Below are 17,044 nucleotides of genomic sequence, written 5' to 3'. Positions count from 1 at the left end.
CGCTTCCGCTGTCAGGTGCATCATGGCGCGTGCGTTTCTCTTCGTTCTCGATTCCTTCGGCATAGGCGGCGCGCCGGATGCCGAAGCCTATGGTGACCTCGGCGCCAACACGCTTGGACATATCGCTGAGTTCTGTGCTACCGGCGCTGCCGACCGGGCGGGTCTGCGAGAAGGCCCGCTCAGCCTGCCGAACATGTCCGCCCTTGGCCTTGTACATGCGGCAAAGCTTGCCAATGGTACCATTCCTCAGGGCATGCCCGTGCCCAACCGCGTCTACGGCGCTTTTGGTGCCGCGAGCGAGGTTTCACGCGGCAAGGACACGCCTTCCGGGCACTGGGAAATCGCCGGCACGCCGGTCATGTTCGACTGGGGTTACTTTTCGCCCGAGGGCGATGCCTTTCCTGCGGAACTCGTCGAAGCCATTTGCCGCGAAGGCAATATTCCCGGCATCCTCGGCAATTGCCATGCGTCCGGCACCGACATCATCGCCCGCCTCGGCGAAGAGCATATGCGCAGCGGCAAGCCGATCTGCTACACGTCTTCGGACTCGGTCTTCCAGATCGCGGCGCATGAGCAGAGCTTCGGGCTCGACCGTCTGCTCGAGCTTTGCCAGACCGTCCGGCGTCTGCTCGACGACTACAATATCGGCCGGGTGATTGCGCGCCCCTTCGTCGGCACGAGCCCGCAGACCTTTACCCGCACCGGCAACCGACGCGACTATTCGGTGCTGCCGCCGGAGCCCACGGTCCTCGACCGGTTGACGGAAGCCGGACGCACGGTTCACGCGATCGGCAAGATCGGCGACATCTTCGCGCATCAGGGCGTGACCAAGCTGACAAAGGCCGACGGCAACATGGCGCTCTTCGACGCGAGCCTTGCGGCCATCGACGAGGCCGAGGACGGCAGCCTGGTGTTCACCAATTTCGTCGACTTCGACATGCTCTACGGCCATCGCCGCGACGTCGCCGGCTATGCAGCCGCGCTCGAGGCGTTCGATGCGCGCCTGCCGGATCTCGACCGCCGCTTGCAACCGACCGATATCGTCATCCTGACCGCCGATCACGGCTGCGACCCGACCTGGCGCGGCACCGACCACACGCGCGAGCGGGTGCCGGTGCTGATGTTCGGACCGTCGCTGCGCAGCCGCTCGCTCGGCGTTGCCAACACCTTCGCGCATATCGGCGAGAGCGTCGCCAAACATCTCGGCATCGCGCCGGGCCACCATGGGAGAAGCCTCATTTGACCGCACATCTGAAGAAGGCGGAACTGCATTGCCACATCGAAGGCGCAACACCGCCCGAACTCGCGCTCGCCCAGGCTGAAAAATACGGCATCGATACCAGCGCGATCATCCGCGACAAGGCCTATGTCTGGGAAGACTTCACCAGCTTCGTGAAGTGCTACGACGCCATCGCCTCGCTGTTTCGGACCGAGGAAGACTATGTGCTGCTTGCCGAAGCCTATCTGACCGAGCTTGCCGAAGCGGGCACGATCTATAGCGAGATCATCGTTTCGCCCGACCACGGCAACACGATCGGCCTGGGCGCCCATGCTTATCTCGAAGGCCTCGCTGCCGGCATGGAAGCCGCCCGGCAGAAGACCGGGATCGAATCGCGCATGCTGATAACAGGCATTCGCCACCTCGGCCCCGAATCGGTCATCAGGACAGCCGAATTCGCGGCCAGGCGCGAACATGCGCTCGTCACCGGCTTCAACCTGGCCGGAGAAGAACGCATGCACAAGGTTGGCGATTTCGCCCGAGCCTTCGATATCGTGCGTGACGCCGGTCTGGGGCTAACGATCCATGCCGGCGAGCTCTCCGGCGCCTTCAGCGTTCGCGACGCGCTCGACCACGTGCGCCCATCGCGCATCAGCCACGGTGTCCGGGCTATCGAAGACATGGAGCTCGTGCGGCGCCTTGCCGACGCCGGCGTGGTGCTCGAGGTCTGTCCCGGCTCCAACATCTCGCTGCAGGTCTTCCCGGACTTCGCTTCGCATCCGCTGCGGGCGCTTCACGAAGCCGGCGTGCGCGTGACGCTCAACTCGGACGATCCGCCATTTTTCCATACGTCGCTTGCGCAGGAATACGACATCGCCTCTGCGGTCATGGGCTTCTCCGATGAGGAGATCAACGGCATGACCCGCGCGGCAATCGAAGGTGCCTTCGTCGACGAGCCGACACGCCAGCGGCTGCTCGCGCGGATCTAGAGGGCCGTGCGTTCAAACGGACGCACAAGCTCGCTTTAGAATTTTGATTTTCTGCGTGTCTCCTTGGGTTGATTTGAGGAGACATGCCGTACGGGCGCGCACCGGGAGGAAATCGTCGACTGGGGATGACGTTTTCCGGCCGGCCAATACCCTTGCGGCGACGACGCTTTCCATGGAAAAAGGACGGATACAAAAAATCCGGAAAGGTGAGCCATGAACGGCGTTACAGTGATCGATCATCCGCTTGTGCAACACAAGCTGACCATCATGCGCAAGAAGGAGACCTCGACCGCGGGTTTCCGCCGGCTTCTCCGGGAGATTTCAACGCTGCTCTGCTACGAGGTCACGCGCGACCTCGAGTTGACGATGGAGCGCATCGAAACGCCGCTGCAGGTAATGGACTCGCCGGTCCTCGAGGGCAAGAAACTTGTCTTCGCCTCGATCCTGCGCGCCGGCAACGGGCTCTTGGAAGGCATGCTCGAACTCGTGCCTTCGGCCCGCGTCTCCCACATCGGCGTCTACCGCGACCACGAGACCCTGGAAGCGGTGGAGTATTTCTTCAAGGCGCCGGAAAGCCTGTCCGAACGCCTCATCATCGTTGTCGACCCGATGCTTGCCACCGGCAATTCCTCGATCGCGGCTATCGACAAATTGAAGGAGCGCGGCGCCAAGAACATCCGCTTCCTGTGCCTGCTCGCGGCTCCCGAAGGCATCCACAACTTCCAGGGAGCGCATCCCGATGTGCCGATCTTTACGGCGTCGATCGACAGCCATTTGAACGAACTCGGCTACATCATGCCGGGTCTCGGCGATGCGGGCGACCGCATGTACGGCACCAAGTGATTTCCTGATCCTTAACCAGGATTGCAATTGCACGCGAAAGCCGCCGGTCTCCGGCGGCTTTTTTATGTCGCCTTAGGCGTCATCCAGTCTACTGCCCTGTAGCGCGCGCGGGCGCGTCAAAGGTTGCCGCAGCATCTTGCGATTGCTGCATCTGCTGCCACGGGGAGTAATGTCCATGCTCGTTCGCCTGCTCACATTGGCCGGTGTGGCCGCACTTGCAGCAATGGTGGTACCACACCTCGCGACGACCGCCCTGACACAAGGCAGTGACAGGACGGCTGCCGAAGAACCGGCCCCGCCGGCGACCACGGCAAAGCACGCGGCGGGGCGAAGCGTGGTGCTCGATGCCGATGGCACCGGCCATTTCTTCGGCACATTCCGTATCAATGGCCGGAGCGAGCGCGGGCTGGTCGACACCGGCGCCAGTGCGATCGCCATCAACCTTTCGACCGCGCGCCGCCTCGGCATTTCGCCAGGCACGCTCTCCTTCACCGCCCGCGTCAACACCGCCAATGGCGTCGTCGAAGCGGCCCCGGCGGTGCTGAGCCGGATCGAAATCGGCGGCATATCCGTACGCGACGTCCAGGCGCTGGTGCTGCCGGACAAGGCACTTTCCGGCACGCTTATCGGCATGACGTTCCTGAGCCGGCTGTCATCCTTCCGCGTCGAGGACGGCGCCTTGCATCTCGTCAGGTAATCTTCGCCAGGATCGGCGAATGTTTCACCGGCTCGATATCGTCGATCGTGTAGAGTTCGTGCAGGCGACGACGGGCCGCCTCTGCCGCATGCTGGTCTGCCGCATGCACGAATGCGATCAGCTCGCCCTTCTCGATCCGCGTTCCGAGCGGCTTCAGCGCGTCGAAGCCGACCCGATGATCTATCCTGTCATCCGGATGCGACCGCCCGCCGCCAAGCGCGATGACGGCCACGCCCAGTTCGCGCGTCTCGCAGGCCGCAAGGTAACCGGACCGCTTCGCTTCGACCGGCAAGATGACCGGCGCCCGCCCCAGATAGTCCACCGGGCGCTCGACAAAGTCCGCCGGCCCGCCAAGGGCGTGCACCATTTTCCCGAAGCGTTCGAGCGCCGCTCCGCTGCCAAGCACTTTGCGTGCCAGCGCCTCGCCCTGCTCCGGATTGCCGGCGAGGCCGCCTGCCACCAGCATTTCGGCGGCGAAAGCCAGGACGACCGTTTCGAGCCGCGTCCCGGTCTTCTCGCCACGCAGGAAGGCCAGGCAATTGTCGATCTCGAGCGCATTTCCGGCGGCATCGGCCAGCGGCTCGTTCATGTCGGTCAGGAGCGCAGACGTGCGGACACCGGCGCCATTGGCAACGTCCACCAGCGAGCGCGCCAGAACTTCGGCCTCTTGCGCATCGCTCATGAAGGAGCCGTTGCCGAGTTTGACGTCGAGCACCAGCGACTGGAGGCCGGCAGCGAGCTTCTTGGAAAGGATCGAGGCCGTGATCAGCGGCACGGAGTCGACGGTCGCAGTGACGTCGCGGATCGCATAGAGGCGTTTGTCGGCCGGAGCGAGGTTCGCCGTTTGGCCGATGATCGCACAGCCGATCTCGTCGACCGTCTTGCGGAACACTGCCGCCGACGGCTGGATGTTGTAGCCGGGTATCGATTCGAGCTTGTCGAGCGTGCCGCCGGTGTGTCCCAGGCCGCGTCCCGAGATCATCGGCACGGCAAGATCACAGGCCGCGACGATGGGCGCCAGCATCAGCGAAACATTGTCGCCGACACCACCGGTCGAATGCTTGTCCGCGATCGGGCGGCCAATCGCACTCCAGTCGAGCGTTTCGCCGGAGTCGCGCATCGCGAGCGTCAAGGCCACGGTCTCTTCGCGGCCCATGCCGGAGAACCAGACAGCCATGGCGAAGGCTGCCACCTGCCCTTCGGAGATCGAGCCATCGGAAAGGCCGCGGACAAAGTCGGCAATCTCGGCCGGAGCGAGGCGTTCACCGTTACGCTTGCGCCTGATGGTTTCCTGCGGAAGCATCGTCACCCGCGCACCGTATCGGCGGCAATCATGTCAGCGAGGATCGCGGCAAGCCGCTTGCCGCCGACCGGCGCCATGTCCTTGGTCTCGTGGTGGCTGATCTCGCCGCCGGTCATGCCGGCGCCGAAATTGGTGATCACCGAGGCGGCGACGACCCGAAGGCCGAAGAAGCGGGCGAGAATGACTTCCGGAACGGTGGACATGCCGACGGCATCGGCACCAAGGATGCGTGCCATGCGGATCTCGGCCGGCGTCTCGAAGCTCGGTCCCGAGAACCACATATAGACGCCGCCGATCAGCGGGATGCCGAGGCGCTCGGCGCTCTTCTGCATTCTGGCGGCAAGCTCGGCATCATAGGCATTGGTCATGCCGACGAAGCGATCGTCGCTCTCGACGCCGATCAGCGGATTGAAGCCCGAATAGTTGATGTGATCGGAAATGCGCATCACCGAGCCCGGCGGCAGATCTTCGCGCAGCGACCCGGCGGAATTGGTGAGAACCAGGCATTCGATGCCGAGTTCCTTCAGTGTCTCCAGCGGCTGGCGCATCGCATTGGCGTCGCCCTGCTCGTAATAGTGAACCCGGCCGGAAAGCATGATGACCGGCACGCCCGACAGCGTTCCGGCGACGAGTTCGCCGGCATGGCCGGAGACGCTGCTGACCGGGAAGCCGGGGATCTCGGCATAGGAGAGCCGCAACGTTTCCTCCACGGCATCGACCAGGGAGCCGAGCCCGGACCCGAGCACGATGCCATAGCGCGGAGAAAAGCCCGCGAGCCGGGCTTTCAGCAATTCAGCGGCCGCGGTCATCCGAGAATCTCGGTCTCGAAGCTGTGCGGCAGCAGGTCCGACAGCGCCAGGGTCTTTTTCACCCCGGTCTCGTCGCACAGGAAGATGCGCGTGCTGGCGCCGGAGAATTCCGCGAGCCGCTGGCGGCAGCCGCCGCAGGGCGGGCAGAGCGCCAGTTTCTCGGCAATGACGGCCACTTCCAGGATCTTGCGCTGGCCGGCCATGACCATATGGCTGATGGCAGTGGTCTCAGCGCACCATCCCTCGGGAAACGACAGGTTCTCGATGTTGGCGCCGGTATAGATCTTGCCGTCCTCGGCGCGGATCGCCGCGCCGACAGGAAACTTCGAATAGGGCGCATGCGCCTTGGCCATCGCGTCGCGGGCGGCCTCGAACAGTTCGTTTTCCATGGTTCTAGCGCTCCTTGACATAGGGGACGCCGCCAGCCTTCGGCGGGATTGCCTTGCCGATAAACCCGGCCAGCAGGATCACGGTGAGGATATAGGGCAGCGCCTGCATCAGTTGCACCGGCACCTGGCCGATCAACGGCAGCGGATTACCCTGGAGACGGATCGCCAGCGCATCGAGGAAGCCGAAGAGCAGGCAGGCCAGCATGATGTTGAACGGCCGCCATTTGGCGAAGATGAGTGCTGCAAGCGCGATGTAACCCTTGCCGGCGGTCATGCCCTTGACGAAGCCAGCGGTCATCGCCAGCGACAGATAGGCGCCGGCAAAGCCGCAAAGAATGCCGCAGCAGATGACGGCGCGATAACGCAGCCAGAGAACCGAGATGCCGGCCGTATCGACCGCGCCCGGGTTTTCGCCGACTGCACGCAAGCGGAGGCCGAAGCGGGTGCGGTAGAGGATCCACCAGCTGATCGGCACCATGGCGAAGGCGACATAGGTCAGAAGGAAATGCCCGGAAAGCAGGTCCGAATAGATCGGGCCCAGGATCGGGATCTCCCTGACGCTGTCGGCATAGGGGAAGGTGATCGTCTGAAAGCGGGACCCTTCGCCAAGCGCCGGGGTGCGGCCGCCCTGGCGGAACCAGGCTTCACCGAGGATGACGGTCGAACCGGCCACGATGAAGTTGATCGCGACACCGGAGACGATCTGGTTGCCGCGCTGGGTGATCGAGGCGTAGCCATGCACCAGCGACAGAGCAATCGAGATCAGAATGGCCGCCAGCAAGCCCATCCAGACGGACTGGGTGACGGCGGCGACAGCGCCGGCCGCAAAGGCCGCGCCGAGCATCTTGCCTTCGAGGCCGATGTCGAAGACGCCGGCACGTTCGGTGAAGAGTCCGGCAAGCGCTGCAAAGATCAGCGGAACGGAAACGCGGATGGTGGACTCAAGGAGCACCACGATGACGTGGAAGAAATCCATGGCTTCAAGCTCCCTTGGTCTGTGCCACGACGGCCGTACGGCGGCTCTGCATCGCGAACAGCCGGGTGATCGCCGGCCGGAACATGTTTTCGAGTGCGCCGGCAAAGAGAATGACCAGGCCCTGGATGATGACGATCATGTCACGGGAAATCGACGGCATTTCGAAAGAAATCTCGGCTCCACCCTGATAGAGCATGCCGAAGAGGATGGCGGCCGGGATGATGCCTGCCGGATGCGAGCGCCCCATCAACGCCACGGCGATGCCGACGAAGCCTGCCCCTTGCACGAAATCGAGCTGCATGCGCGCCTGTTCGCCCATGATCGGGTTCAGCGCCATCATGCCCGCGAGGCCGCCCGAGATCATCATCGTGATCACGGTGATGCGGCTTTCGCTCATGCCGGCGTAACGCGCTGCCGAGGGGCTGTGGCCCATGGTGCGCATTTCATAGCCGAGCTTGGTGCGCCAGATCAGGAGCCAGACGCAGAAGGCCGCGACCAGCGCCAGCAGGAACGAGACGTTGAACGGCGCCGTACCGACATCCAGCCCGAAGATTGCGAGCAGCCAGTCCAGCTTCGGCAATTGCCCGCCCTCGGCGAAGGTCCGCGTCTGCGGCGCCATCGAACCGAGCGGCTTCAGGACACGCGTCAGCAGATAGACCATCAGGCTCGAGGCGATGAAGTTGAACATAATGGTGGTGATGACGATATGGCTGCCGCGCTTGGCCTGCAGCCAACCGGGAAGGAATGCCCAGGCCGCGCCGAAGAAAGCCGAACCGAGGATCGCCAGCGGGAAGACGACGTACCAGGGCATCGTCTGGTCAAGCCAGAGGCAGGCGAGTGCGACACCGATGCCGCCGACATAGGCCTGGCCCTCGCCGCCGATGTTGAAGAGGCCGGCATGGAAGGCAACAGCGACCGCAAGGCCGGTGAAGATGAAGGTCGTCGCATAATAGAGCGTAAAGCCGAGATATTCGCCGCGGCCGAAGGCGCCGTTGATCAGGTGATAGGCGGCTTCCAGCGGATTTTCGCCGACGAGCAGCACGACGAGGCCGGCAACGAGGAAGGCGACCGCGAGATTGATCAGCGGGATGAGGCCATATTCGACCCAGCCCGGGAGCTTTGCATAAGGGGTGCTCATTCTGCGGCCTCCTTGCGGCCTTCAACACCGGCCATCAGCAGGCCAAGTTCGCCCTCGGTGGCATCCGGATCGCGCTCGCCAACGACGCGGCCGGCGAACATGACCAGGATACGGTCCGAAAGCGCGCGGATTTCATCGAGTTCGACAGAGACCAACAGGACAGCCTTGCCCTGGTCGCGCATCTCGATGATCCGCCTATGGATGAATTCGATGGCTCCGACGTCGACGCCGCGGGTTGGTTGGCCGATGATCAGCACATCGGGCCCGCGCTCCATTTCGCGCGCCAGCACGATCTTCTGCTGGTTGCCACCGGAGAAATTCGCGGTCTTCAGCCGCGGATTCGGCGGGCGTATATCGTATTCGGCAATGCGCTTCTCGGCATCCTTGCGGATCGCATCGATGTTCAGGAAGACGCCGTTGAGGTAGCGCTTGTCATGATGGTAGCCGAGGATGGCGTTTTCGCACTCCTCGAACTTCAGGACGAGGCCGACATGGTGGCGGTCTTCCGGCACGTGGGCGAGACCACGATCGCGCAATTCCGCGGGATCAGCCCGGCCGGCGACGTCGATCGGCTTGCCATTCAGGTGCACGGAGCCGGAAACGGCACGGCGGATACCGGAGATCGCTTCCAGTAATTCCGACTGGCCGTTGCCGGCGACGCCGGCGATGCCGACAATCTCGCCAGCCCGGAGGTTGAACGAAACGTTGTCGACCATGGTGACGCCGCGGCCATCCTTGACGGTCAGCCCCTCGACTGCGAGCTTGACCTCGCCGGGCTTCGCCTCGCCCTTCTCGACGCGCAGCAATACACGCCGCCCGACCATGAGCTCGGCGAGTTCTTCCACCGAGGTCTCGGCCGTGGTTCGCGTCGCCACCATCTCGCCGCGGCGCATGACCGACACCTCGTCGGTGATCGCCATGATCTCGCGCAGCTTGTGGGTGATGAGGATGATGGTCTTTCCCTGGCTCTTCAACTGTTCGAGAACGCGGAAAAGGTGGTCTGCCTCGGCCGGCGTCAGCACACCGGTCGGCTCGTCGAGGATCAGGATATCGGCACGGCGATAGAGCGCCTTCAGGATTTCGACACGCTGCTGCAAACCAACCGGCAATTCTTCGATGAGCGCATCCGGATTGACCTCGAGCGCGTATTCGCGCTCCAGCCGCTTCAGTTCAACGCGCGCCTTGGCGATGCCCTTGTTGAGGATCTGGCTGTCCTCGGCGCCGAGCATGACGTTTTCCAGCACCGTGAAGTTCTCGACCAGCATGAAGTGCTGGTGGACCATGCCGATACCGGCGGCAATCGCCGCATTCGGATCACGGATGGCGACGGGCTTGCCGTCGACGAGGATTTCACCGCTATCGGCCTGGTAGAAGCCGTAGAGGATCGACATCAGGGTCGATTTTCCCGCACCGTTTTCGCCAATGATGCCGTGGATCGTCCCTTTGCGGACCTTTAGATTGATGTTCTTGTTGGCGTGGACCGGGCCGAAACTCTTGTCGATTCCACGCAGTTCGATGGCAATATTGTCCATATTGGCCTTGCGATCCCCAAACTGGCCCGCTTCGGCATTCTTCCCAGAAACCGTGCCGGCGATTTTTTTACCATTTGGTCTAAGTTTATCATCGATTTTTCGGGGCGAAAGCCCTCAATCGTGATCTCCTTATACTCTCATCAGATCGCTGGTCAGAGTCCAGCATGAATATACACAGGCACTTGGACGCGAAAAACCGGCGACAATGGGAGCCGCCGGTCCTTCTTTTGATACTTCCATGTCGTTATCGCAAAACCGCCGCACACTTTTGCGCGACATGCTTTTGAGAACTTTTAGGCGTTCAAGCGGCCCGCACGGGCCGAAGCAGCCGCAGCGCATTCATGGTGACGAGCACCGTGGCGCCGGTGTCGGCCAGGATGGCGGGCCAGAGACCGGTGACGCCAATGATCGTCGTCACCAGGAAGACGGCCTTCAGGCCCAGCGCGATCGTGATGTTCTCCACGATGTTGCGCATCGTCGAGCGGGAAAGCCGGATCATCGCCGCCACGTCGCCGACCCGACCATGCAGCACCGCTGCATCCGCCGTTTCCAGCGCGACGTCCGTGCCGCCCCCCATGGCAATGCCGATATCGGCGGCAGCCAGCGCCGGCGCGTCGTTGATGCCGTCGCCGATCTTGGCGACGTTGAAGCCTTCGGCTTTCAACTCGCGAACGATGCGTTGCTTGTCCTCCGGCAACAGTTCGGCCCGAACGTCCATGCCAAACTGGCGACCGATCGCCTCCGCCGTGCGCCGGTTGTCGCCGGTCAGCATGACGACGCGGAGGCCGGCATCGGTCAGAGCTTTCACGCCGGCGGCCGCATCCGGCCGCGGCTCGTCGCGCATGGCGATGGCGCCGGCAATCACGCCACCGGCGACGAGCACCGAAACCGTCTTGCCTTCATCGTTGAGGGCTGCGACGCGCGCCTTCTCTTCAGCGGTCATCGGCGCCCGCTCTGCGGCGGCCTTGGGCGAGCCGAAGAACAGCGCGATGCCGTCAACAGTCCCTTCAAGCCCCTTGCCGCCGACCGCATTCACGGTCGCGATGTTGGGGACAACAAGGCCGTCGGCCGTGCTTCGCTCCAGGATGGCGCGGGCGAGCGGATGGCTCGATCCCTGCTCCAGCGCAGCCGCCAGACGCAGAACGTCTTTCTCCAACCAGCCGAAGCCGATGATGTCCGTTACTTTCGGCTTACCCTCGGTGAGGGTCCCGGTCTTGTCGAAGGCGGCGGCGGTTATCTTGCCGACATTTTCCAGCACCGCGCCGCCCTTCATCAGCAACCCGCGCCGGGCGCCCGCCGATAGGCTGGCAGCGATTGCGGCCGGCGTCGAGATCACCAGCGCACAGGGGCAACCGATCAGCAAGATGGCGAGGCCCTTGTAGATCCACTCATCCCACGAGCCATCCCAGAGAATCGGCGGCAGCACGGCGACGAGCGCCGCGACCAAGACGACACCTGGCGTATAATAACGCGAGAAACGGTCAATGAAGCGCTCGGTCGGCGCCTTGCTTTCCTGCGCTTCCTCCACCAGGCGGACGATGCGTGCAATGGTGTTGTCGGCGGCGGCGGCCGTCACCCGGACGCGCAGCGCGCCGGAACCGTTGACGGTGCCCGCAACGACGGTGTCATTCACGTCCTTGCGCACCGGCGTGCTCTCGCCGGTCACGGGCGCCTCGTCGACGGCGCTTTCACCGGAAAGCACCACGCCATCGGCCGGAATGCGATCGCCGGGGCGCACGAGAATAACGGCGCCGACGGCGAGCGTCTCGGCAGGAACTTCGACAAGCCGGCCGTCGCGCTCGACGAGGGCAGATTTCGGAACGAGCGCCGTCAGCGACTGGATGCTGGCGCGCGCCTTTCCCGCCGCCACGCCCTCCAGAAGCTCACCGATCAGGAACAGCAGCACGACCATGGCGGCTTCCTCGGTCGCGCCGATGAAAACCGCGCCGATGGCAGCGATCGTCATCAGCATCTCGATCGAGAACGGCGTGCCCATGGTGGCAGCCGCAAGGGCGCGGCGCGTGATCGGCAGCAGGCCGACGAGCATGGCCAGCGTGAAAATCCAGGGTTCGGTGACCGGGGCCAACTTGCCGACAGCATAGGCGGCGATCAGCGCCAGGCCGCTGGCGATCGTCAGCTTACCCTTGCCTGATTTCCACCAGGGACCAGTGGTTGGGCCATGGTCGTGGCCATGAAGCCCCATGGCCGTCACCGCCGCGTTTTCACCCTTCGGCCCGGCGTGACCCTCATGATGATCGTGTTGGTGGTGGTGATGATGCTCATGATCACCGTGGTCATGATGGTGACCGTGATCGCCGTGGTCATGGTCATGGCCGGAGCACGCATGCGCCGCTTTCCGTTCCAGCGTCTGGCCGGCGTTGATCGGGTGCAAGCGATAACCGAGCTTTCCGACCTTGCTCACGATCGACGTTGCAAGATCGTACTCGTCGGCGAATTTTACCGACATCGTGCCCGCCGACACGGAAACCGAGACCTCCTCGACGCCCGACAGCCTGCGCACCGCCGTGTCGATCTTGGTCGCGCAGGACGCGCAATCCATGCCTTCGACGCGATAACGGGCTTCCCGAATAGTGCTCGCCATAACCTGCTCCTTGCAAATCCTGAAGCAAGGTTACGACCTCTAGCGACTAGAGCTACAAGTCGAAATTGCAGCGTGGTGCAGATTTTTTGAGCTGCTATCGCGACAGGAAACGGATGACCCAGTCGGCGATGCCCCGATAGGGCGGCTTCACCAGGTCGCTCGGCGCCGGATCATATTTTCTCAAGATCGGCATCGCCTTGGAGAAGGTCAGGAATCCGTCGCGGCCATGGTAGTGGCCCATGCCACTGGCACCGACGCCGCCGAAGGGCAGGTCGTTGCAGCCGAACTGGTAGAGCGTGTCGTTGACACAGACGCCGCCTGCAACGACACGCGAGAGAATGGCTTCGATTTCGGCCTCGCTGCGGCTGAAGCAATAGAGCGCCAGCGGGCGATCATGACCAAGCACATAGCCGATCGCGTCCTCGATCGAAGTGTAGCTGACCACCGGCAGGATCGGCCCAAAGATCTCCTCGCCCATGACAGGGCTGTCGCGATCCGGGTCAATGACGAGCGTCGGCGGAAGAAGGCGCGGCCGGGTCTGTTGCGTCCCATCGAGAAGCGGAACCACCGCATGGCCGCGCGCCGCAGCATCGGCAATCAGGCGCTGCAGGCGCTCGTACTGAGCGGCATTGATGATAGACGTATAATCTTCGAGCTTTCGTTTTGCAGGATAACGCGCGGCAACTTCCTGCCTCAGCAGACCCACAAAGGCATCGCGCCTGCTTTCATGAATGAGGACGTAGTCGGGCGCGATACAGGTCTGGCCGGCATTGAAGAACTTGCCGGTTACAACGCGCGCGGCGGCTTTCGCGAGGTCGGCGGTTTCTCCGATGATTGCCGGCGACTTGCCGCCGAGTTCCAGCGTTACCGGGGTCAGATTCTGCGCTGCCGCCGCCATCACCTTGCGCCCGACGGCGGTCGAGCCGGTGAAAAACAGATGATCGAACGGCAGGGCCGAGAAGGTGGCGGAGAGCTCAGGGCCGCCGATCGCGACCGCCACCCGCTCTTCCGGAAACACGTCGGCAAGCAGCGATCGCAGAAACTCGGCCGTGTGCGGCGTATGCTCCGAGGGCTTCAGGTAGACGTGATTGCCGGCGGCGATTGCGGCCACGAGAGGGGCAAGCGCCAGGTTGACCGGGTAGTTCCACGGCGAGATGATGCCGACGACACCGAGCGGCACGAAGCGCACTTCCGCCTTGGCCGGCCAGAGTTTCCATCCTGCCTTCCGCCTCTCCGGCCGAACCCAGTGCTTGAGCTTCGCCAGTGTGTGGTCGATCTCGGAAAGCACGACGCCGCCTTCGCCAAGCAATGTCTCATGCCGGGCGCGATGGCCGAAATCCGCGTCGATCGCATTGCACATCTCATCGATGCGGGTGCGCAGGTGGTTCCTGAGCCGGCTCAGATCCTCGCGGCGCTGCTCGATCGGCGGGCGCCCCTCCCGCCATGCGCGCCGCAAGCGGTCGAAGGTGGCGGCGAGATCCGAGGGGGTATCGGGTGCGATTGTCATCGGACTTCTGTCGAGCGAGCGAAGAACCACTGCGCAGCATAATAGGTGCCGAGCACCCAGAGGGCATTGAAGGGAATGTCCCAGCGGAAGCGGCCATAGGCGAGTACCGTGTCGCTGACCAGGAACAACAGGCCACCGATAGCGGCCTGGTGGGCGCCACGTTCCTGCGGCGTTGCCGAAAGCTGCCGGGCGCGGGAGACGGCCTGGGCAGCCATTGCGCCGAGCGCCAGGGCGTAGATGATGACTGGGACGCGCAGCTCCGATGGCAGCGACGTCCACAAACCGCCGACGACGAGAAGCGCGATCAAGGCGAAGAAGCCAAACACCCCAGGATGGGCGGCTAAGCTGGCATCGCGGCTGAGCGCAAAGATGTAGGCGCAATGAGTCAGCAGAAAGCAGACGAGGCCGGCGAGAAAATAATCGCCCGGCAACATGAGGAAGACGTCGCCGGCGGCAGCAAAGGCGAGACCGATCGCGATCGCCATGGCATAGGCGCTGGACGATCGGCGAGCGTTGCGCAAGACAGCGACGAGCAGCAACAGCGTTGCCGTCGGTTTCGTCAGGTAGTGCAGCCAGCGCCAGACGGAATCATCCGTGTCGGCGAGCAGGCTGCCGAGGATCGCCAAGGCGGCACACACGAAAAACAGCATATGGAAAGAGCGATTGCGCTCTACGCTTGAAGTCTCCCGGTAGTTCATCCTCATTCCCCCGCCGTCAGCTGCATCCGGCCTTGCCGCCGGTCGCTGATTTGTCATTGCAGCGATAGTTTCGATTTTTTCGGGATTGTCCAGTTGGGGGCGAAACGAGACGGCTCGCTGCTCGAGTCTTCTAATTTGGCGCTGGCTCGACCTGACGCCCGATCCCCATTGCAGCTTCAGCTATTGGCGGAGCACAAAGCCCGCGGACTTTTGTCGCGCGGGCTTTGTGGCTTGCTGCGAGGCAGCGACGTTCGGACCGGAGCCAGCAGCTCCGGACGCGTGCATTGCTTATCCGGCCTTGGGCTCGATCGGCTGCCATATGCTGACCTGGCGAGTCTCGGGCATCAGCATGAGCGCGAGCACGAAGCACACGGCAGGGACGATGATCGGATAGAGCAATGCGTAGCCGACGCTGCCGGTCGCCGCGAAGGCGGCCGACGTCACGAACGGCACCAATCCGCCGCCCCAGCCGTTGCCGATGTGATAGGGCACCGATACCGACGTGTAGCGTATCCTGCCGGGGAAGTATTCCGCCAGGAATGCGCCGACCGGCCCATAAACCATCCCGACATAGCAGACGAGGATGAAGATGATGAAGATCGCCGCCGGATAGTTGATGTTGTCGGGCTGCGTGACCGTTCCGAGCCACAAATAGAGCGGATAATAGGTCAGCGCGGCGAGCAACATGCCGCCCAGGATCACCGGCTTGCGACCGATGACATCGGACAGCCAGCCGAAGAAGATCAGGCTTGGCGCCGCGAGGAGCAAGGCCGCGCCGACGATGTAGGACGAGTTCAGCGCGTCGACCTTGGACACCTGCTGCAGGAAATACAGTGCCCAGAATTGGCCGCTGTACCAGACCACGCCCTGGCCGATCAAAACGATGGTCGCGATCCCCACGTATTTCACGTTGGAGCTCAGGAACGCTTCCCGCCAAGGATTTCGCGTCATCTGCCCCTTGGCCTTGATCTCCGCGAAGATCGGCGTCTCCTGGAGCTGCAGTCGGATGTAGATTGCGATGGCCACCAGCAGGAACGACACCAGGAACGGCACGCGCCAGGCCCAGGCGTCGAAGGTCTCATTGCCGAAGTAGGTACGGGTCGCGATGATCACGGCCAGCGACACGACGATCCCGAGGGTGGGGGAGGTCTGCAGCCAGCCGGTGTAGTAGCCACGGTGTTCGTCGGGCACATGCTCGGCGACATAGGTGATTGCGCCGCCATACTCGCCGCCAAGGCAAAGACCCTGGATCATCCGCAAGCCGAAGAGAAGGAAGGCTGCGGTGAGACCGATCGCCTCATAGGTCGGGATCAGGCCGATCGCGCCTGTGCCTAAACCCATGCCACTCAAGGTAATGAGGAAGGTATATTTGCGCCCAACGCGGTCACCCATCCAGCCAAACAAAAACGCCCCCAAGGGGCGAATCAGGAAACCGGCGGTGAAGAGGGCAATGGTGCTGAGCAATGCCGCGACTGGGTGCGATTCCTCGAAAAACTTGACCGACAGAACGGCGGCCAAGCTACCGAAAATATAGAAGTCGTACCATTCGATGATGTTTCCCACCGACGCAGCAACGATCACGCGGCGGAAATCGGTCGGAACTTGGATAGCCATGTCTTTTCCTTCCGTTTCAACACATGGCCTGTCCGTAAATATTTTAGCACGAAAATAGTATGAATGAAAAAACTTTGCGCGAGCGACAGAAGATCTCGAAAGCTAGGGTTTGCCCTGAAACCCGACTTTGCAGCACACGGAACCGTCGCCGCAAAGCCCGGCGCGCATCGACGACAGGCCCTGCTTCCGCTGTGCGCTGTGCGCGCGGACGTGAACGCGCTTGTTGGCGCCAGGCGGGCGTTGTCCTCTGGCGTTTCGGGGCATTTTGTTTGTTTTCGGCTGGTTTAGAAACGCAAAAGCCGCCCTTGCGGGCGGCCTGAATTTTGGTTGCGGGGGCAGGATTTGAACCTGCGGCCTTCAGGTTATGAGCCTGACGAGCTACCGGGCTGCTCCACCCCGCGTCCAGCGCAAATCCCTATGGGATTTGTCGCGGTAGCGTAAACCGCTTTGCGGTTTATGCTTTTGTCCGGTCCGGGTTTTGCGAAGCAAAATCCCGTTTGTTTTCTGATCGTATCGAATCAAAAAGGCCGCTTGTTGGCGGCCCTTGGTTTCGGCGGGGCCGAAGTTTGTGTCGAGAAGGAGATCTTTGTTTTGCCGCTGGCTTGTCCTTGTCGGCGTTGCCTCGAAGGGGAGCGGCGTTTCGGTTGTTTATCTTGCGTTTTGCAGACCTGGCAGCGACCTACTCTCCCGCGTCTTAAGACGAAGTACCATCGGCGCTGGGGCGTTTC

General features: G+C 62.9%; 14 protein-coding genes and 1 tRNA gene. 4 read left to right on the top strand and 11 right to left on the bottom strand.

What is annotated here, in order from left to right; all coding sequences use genetic code 11:
* Positions 1-22: 22 nt before the first annotated feature.
* The 4 genes from ACQ5BM_RS09990 to ACQ5BM_RS09975 all read left to right on the top strand — a co-directional run bounded on the left by ACQ5BM_RS09990 (position 23) and on the right by ACQ5BM_RS09975 (position 3,748).
* Positions 23-1,243: a phosphopentomutase gene (locus ACQ5BM_RS09990; protein ID WP_429810563.1), complete on the top strand. Its 1,221-nt coding sequence runs from the start codon at positions 23-25 to the stop codon at positions 1,241-1,243.
* Positions 1,240-2,208: an adenosine deaminase gene (locus ACQ5BM_RS09985; protein WP_429810561.1), complete on the top strand. Its 969-nt coding sequence runs from the start codon at positions 1,240-1,242 to the stop codon at positions 2,206-2,208. The genes ACQ5BM_RS09990 and ACQ5BM_RS09985 overlap by 4 nt, the downstream gene beginning before the upstream one ends.
* A gap of 213 nt (positions 2,209-2,421) precedes the next feature.
* Positions 2,422-3,051 carry a uracil phosphoribosyltransferase gene (gene upp / locus ACQ5BM_RS09980; protein ID WP_429810559.1) on the top strand — a complete coding sequence of 210 codons (630 nt, stop codon included), beginning with the start codon at positions 2,422-2,424 and terminating at the stop codon, positions 3,049-3,051.
* A gap of 175 nt (positions 3,052-3,226) precedes the next feature.
* Positions 3,227-3,748 carry a TIGR02281 family clan AA aspartic protease gene (locus ACQ5BM_RS09975; protein WP_429810557.1) on the top strand — a complete coding sequence of 174 codons (522 nt, stop codon included), beginning with the start codon at positions 3,227-3,229 and terminating at the stop codon, positions 3,746-3,748.
* Here ACQ5BM_RS09975 and deoA read toward each other — a convergent pair.
* The 11 genes from deoA to ACQ5BM_RS09920 form a co-directional block, all read right to left on the bottom strand.
* Complete coding sequence (deoA, locus tag ACQ5BM_RS09970; RefSeq protein ID WP_429810555.1) at positions 3,741-5,057, bottom strand: thymidine phosphorylase; 1,317 nt, start codon at positions 5,055-5,057, stop codon at positions 3,741-3,743. The genes ACQ5BM_RS09975 and deoA overlap by 8 nt on opposite strands.
* Entirely contained in the window at positions 5,054-5,860 is an 807-nt protein-coding gene (locus ACQ5BM_RS09965; protein ID WP_429810553.1) for a purine-nucleoside phosphorylase, read from the bottom strand. The genes deoA and ACQ5BM_RS09965 overlap by 4 nt, the downstream gene beginning before the upstream one ends.
* Positions 5,857-6,249, bottom strand: a complete 393-nt coding sequence (locus ACQ5BM_RS09960) for a cytidine deaminase (protein WP_429810551.1) — start codon at positions 6,247-6,249, stop codon at positions 5,857-5,859. The genes ACQ5BM_RS09965 and ACQ5BM_RS09960 overlap by 4 nt, the downstream gene beginning before the upstream one ends.
* Before the next feature lie 4 nt (positions 6,250-6,253).
* Positions 6,254-7,225 carry an ABC transporter permease gene (locus tag ACQ5BM_RS09955; protein WP_057247715.1) on the bottom strand — a complete coding sequence of 324 codons (972 nt, stop codon included), beginning with the start codon at positions 7,223-7,225 and terminating at the stop codon, positions 6,254-6,256.
* Between the two features lie 4 nt (positions 7,226-7,229).
* A complete protein-coding gene (locus ACQ5BM_RS09950) occupies positions 7,230-8,363 on the bottom strand; it encodes an ABC transporter permease (protein ID WP_429810549.1) in 1,134 nt (377 codons plus the stop codon).
* Positions 8,360-9,895 (bottom strand): ABC transporter ATP-binding protein, encoded by a 1,536-nt coding sequence (locus ACQ5BM_RS09945; protein ID WP_429810547.1) that lies wholly within the window; start codon positions 9,893-9,895, stop codon positions 8,360-8,362. The genes ACQ5BM_RS09950 and ACQ5BM_RS09945 overlap by 4 nt, the downstream gene beginning before the upstream one ends.
* Before the next feature lie 301 nt (positions 9,896-10,196).
* The gene (locus ACQ5BM_RS09940) at positions 10,197-12,497 is read right to left on the bottom strand and encodes a heavy metal translocating P-type ATPase (protein WP_429810545.1); all 2,301 of its coding nucleotides are present in this window, start codon (positions 12,495-12,497) and stop codon (positions 10,197-10,199) included.
* A gap of 94 nt (positions 12,498-12,591) precedes the next feature.
* Positions 12,592-13,998 (bottom strand): coniferyl aldehyde dehydrogenase, encoded by a 1,407-nt coding sequence (locus ACQ5BM_RS09935; RefSeq protein WP_429811145.1) that lies wholly within the window; start codon positions 13,996-13,998, stop codon positions 12,592-12,594.
* A gap of 2 nt (positions 13,999-14,000) precedes the next feature.
* On the bottom strand, positions 14,001-14,702 hold the full coding sequence (locus ACQ5BM_RS09930) for a lysoplasmalogenase (protein ID WP_429810543.1): 702 nt from the start codon (positions 14,700-14,702) through the stop codon (positions 14,001-14,003).
* Positions 14,703-14,990: 288 nt separating this feature from the next.
* Positions 14,991-16,316, bottom strand: coding sequence for an MFS transporter (locus ACQ5BM_RS09925; protein ID WP_429810541.1), 1,326 nt, complete (start codon positions 16,314-16,316; stop codon positions 14,991-14,993).
* 324 nt (positions 16,317-16,640) lie between these two features.
* Positions 16,641-16,717, bottom strand: a tRNA-Met gene (locus ACQ5BM_RS09920).
* Positions 16,718-17,044 lie beyond the last annotated feature (327 nt).

It is taken from the genome of Ensifer sp. B1-9, from assembly GCF_050474445.1.
Taxonomy (GTDB): Bacteria; Pseudomonadota; Alphaproteobacteria; order Rhizobiales; family Rhizobiaceae; genus Ensifer.
Note: the sequence above shows the minus strand (reverse complement) of the source record. Positions and strands in the feature narration are given on the sequence as shown.

What these genes read in the sequence shown, in the direction of transcription:
- ACQ5BM_RS09990 (WP_429810563.1), top strand. Translation starts at nt 23, where the DNA reads ATGGCGCGTGCGTTTCTCTTCGTTCTCGATTCCTTCGGCATAGGCGGC.
- upp (WP_429810559.1), top strand. Translation starts at nt 2,422, where the DNA reads ATGAACGGCGTTACAGTGATCGATCATCCGCTTGTGCAACACAAGCTG.
- ACQ5BM_RS09975 (WP_429810557.1), top strand. Translation starts at nt 3,227, where the DNA reads ATGCTCGTTCGCCTGCTCACATTGGCCGGTGTGGCCGCACTTGCAGCA.
- ACQ5BM_RS09965 (WP_429810553.1), bottom strand. Translation starts at nt 5,860, where the DNA reads ATGACCGCGGCCGCTGAATTGCTGAAAGCCCGGCTCGCGGGCTTTTCT.
- ACQ5BM_RS09960 (WP_429810551.1), bottom strand. Translation starts at nt 6,249, where the DNA reads ATGGAAAACGAACTGTTCGAGGCCGCCCGCGACGCGATGGCCAAGGCG.
- ACQ5BM_RS09955 (WP_057247715.1), bottom strand. Translation starts at nt 7,225, where the DNA reads ATGGATTTCTTCCACGTCATCGTGGTGCTCCTTGAGTCCACCATCCGC.
- ACQ5BM_RS09950 (WP_429810549.1), bottom strand. Translation starts at nt 8,363, where the DNA reads ATGAGCACCCCTTATGCAAAGCTCCCGGGCTGGGTCGAATATGGCCTC.
- ACQ5BM_RS09945 (WP_429810547.1), bottom strand. Translation starts at nt 9,895, where the DNA reads ATGGACAATATTGCCATCGAACTGCGTGGAATCGACAAGAGTTTCGGC.
- ACQ5BM_RS09940 (WP_429810545.1), bottom strand. Translation starts at nt 12,497, where the DNA reads ATGGCGAGCACTATTCGGGAAGCCCGTTATCGCGTCGAAGGCATGGAT.
- ACQ5BM_RS09930 (WP_429810543.1), bottom strand. Translation starts at nt 14,702, where the DNA reads ATGAACTACCGGGAGACTTCAAGCGTAGAGCGCAATCGCTCTTTCCAT.
- ACQ5BM_RS09925 (WP_429810541.1), bottom strand. Translation starts at nt 16,316, where the DNA reads ATGGCTATCCAAGTTCCGACCGATTTCCGCCGCGTGATCGTTGCTGCG.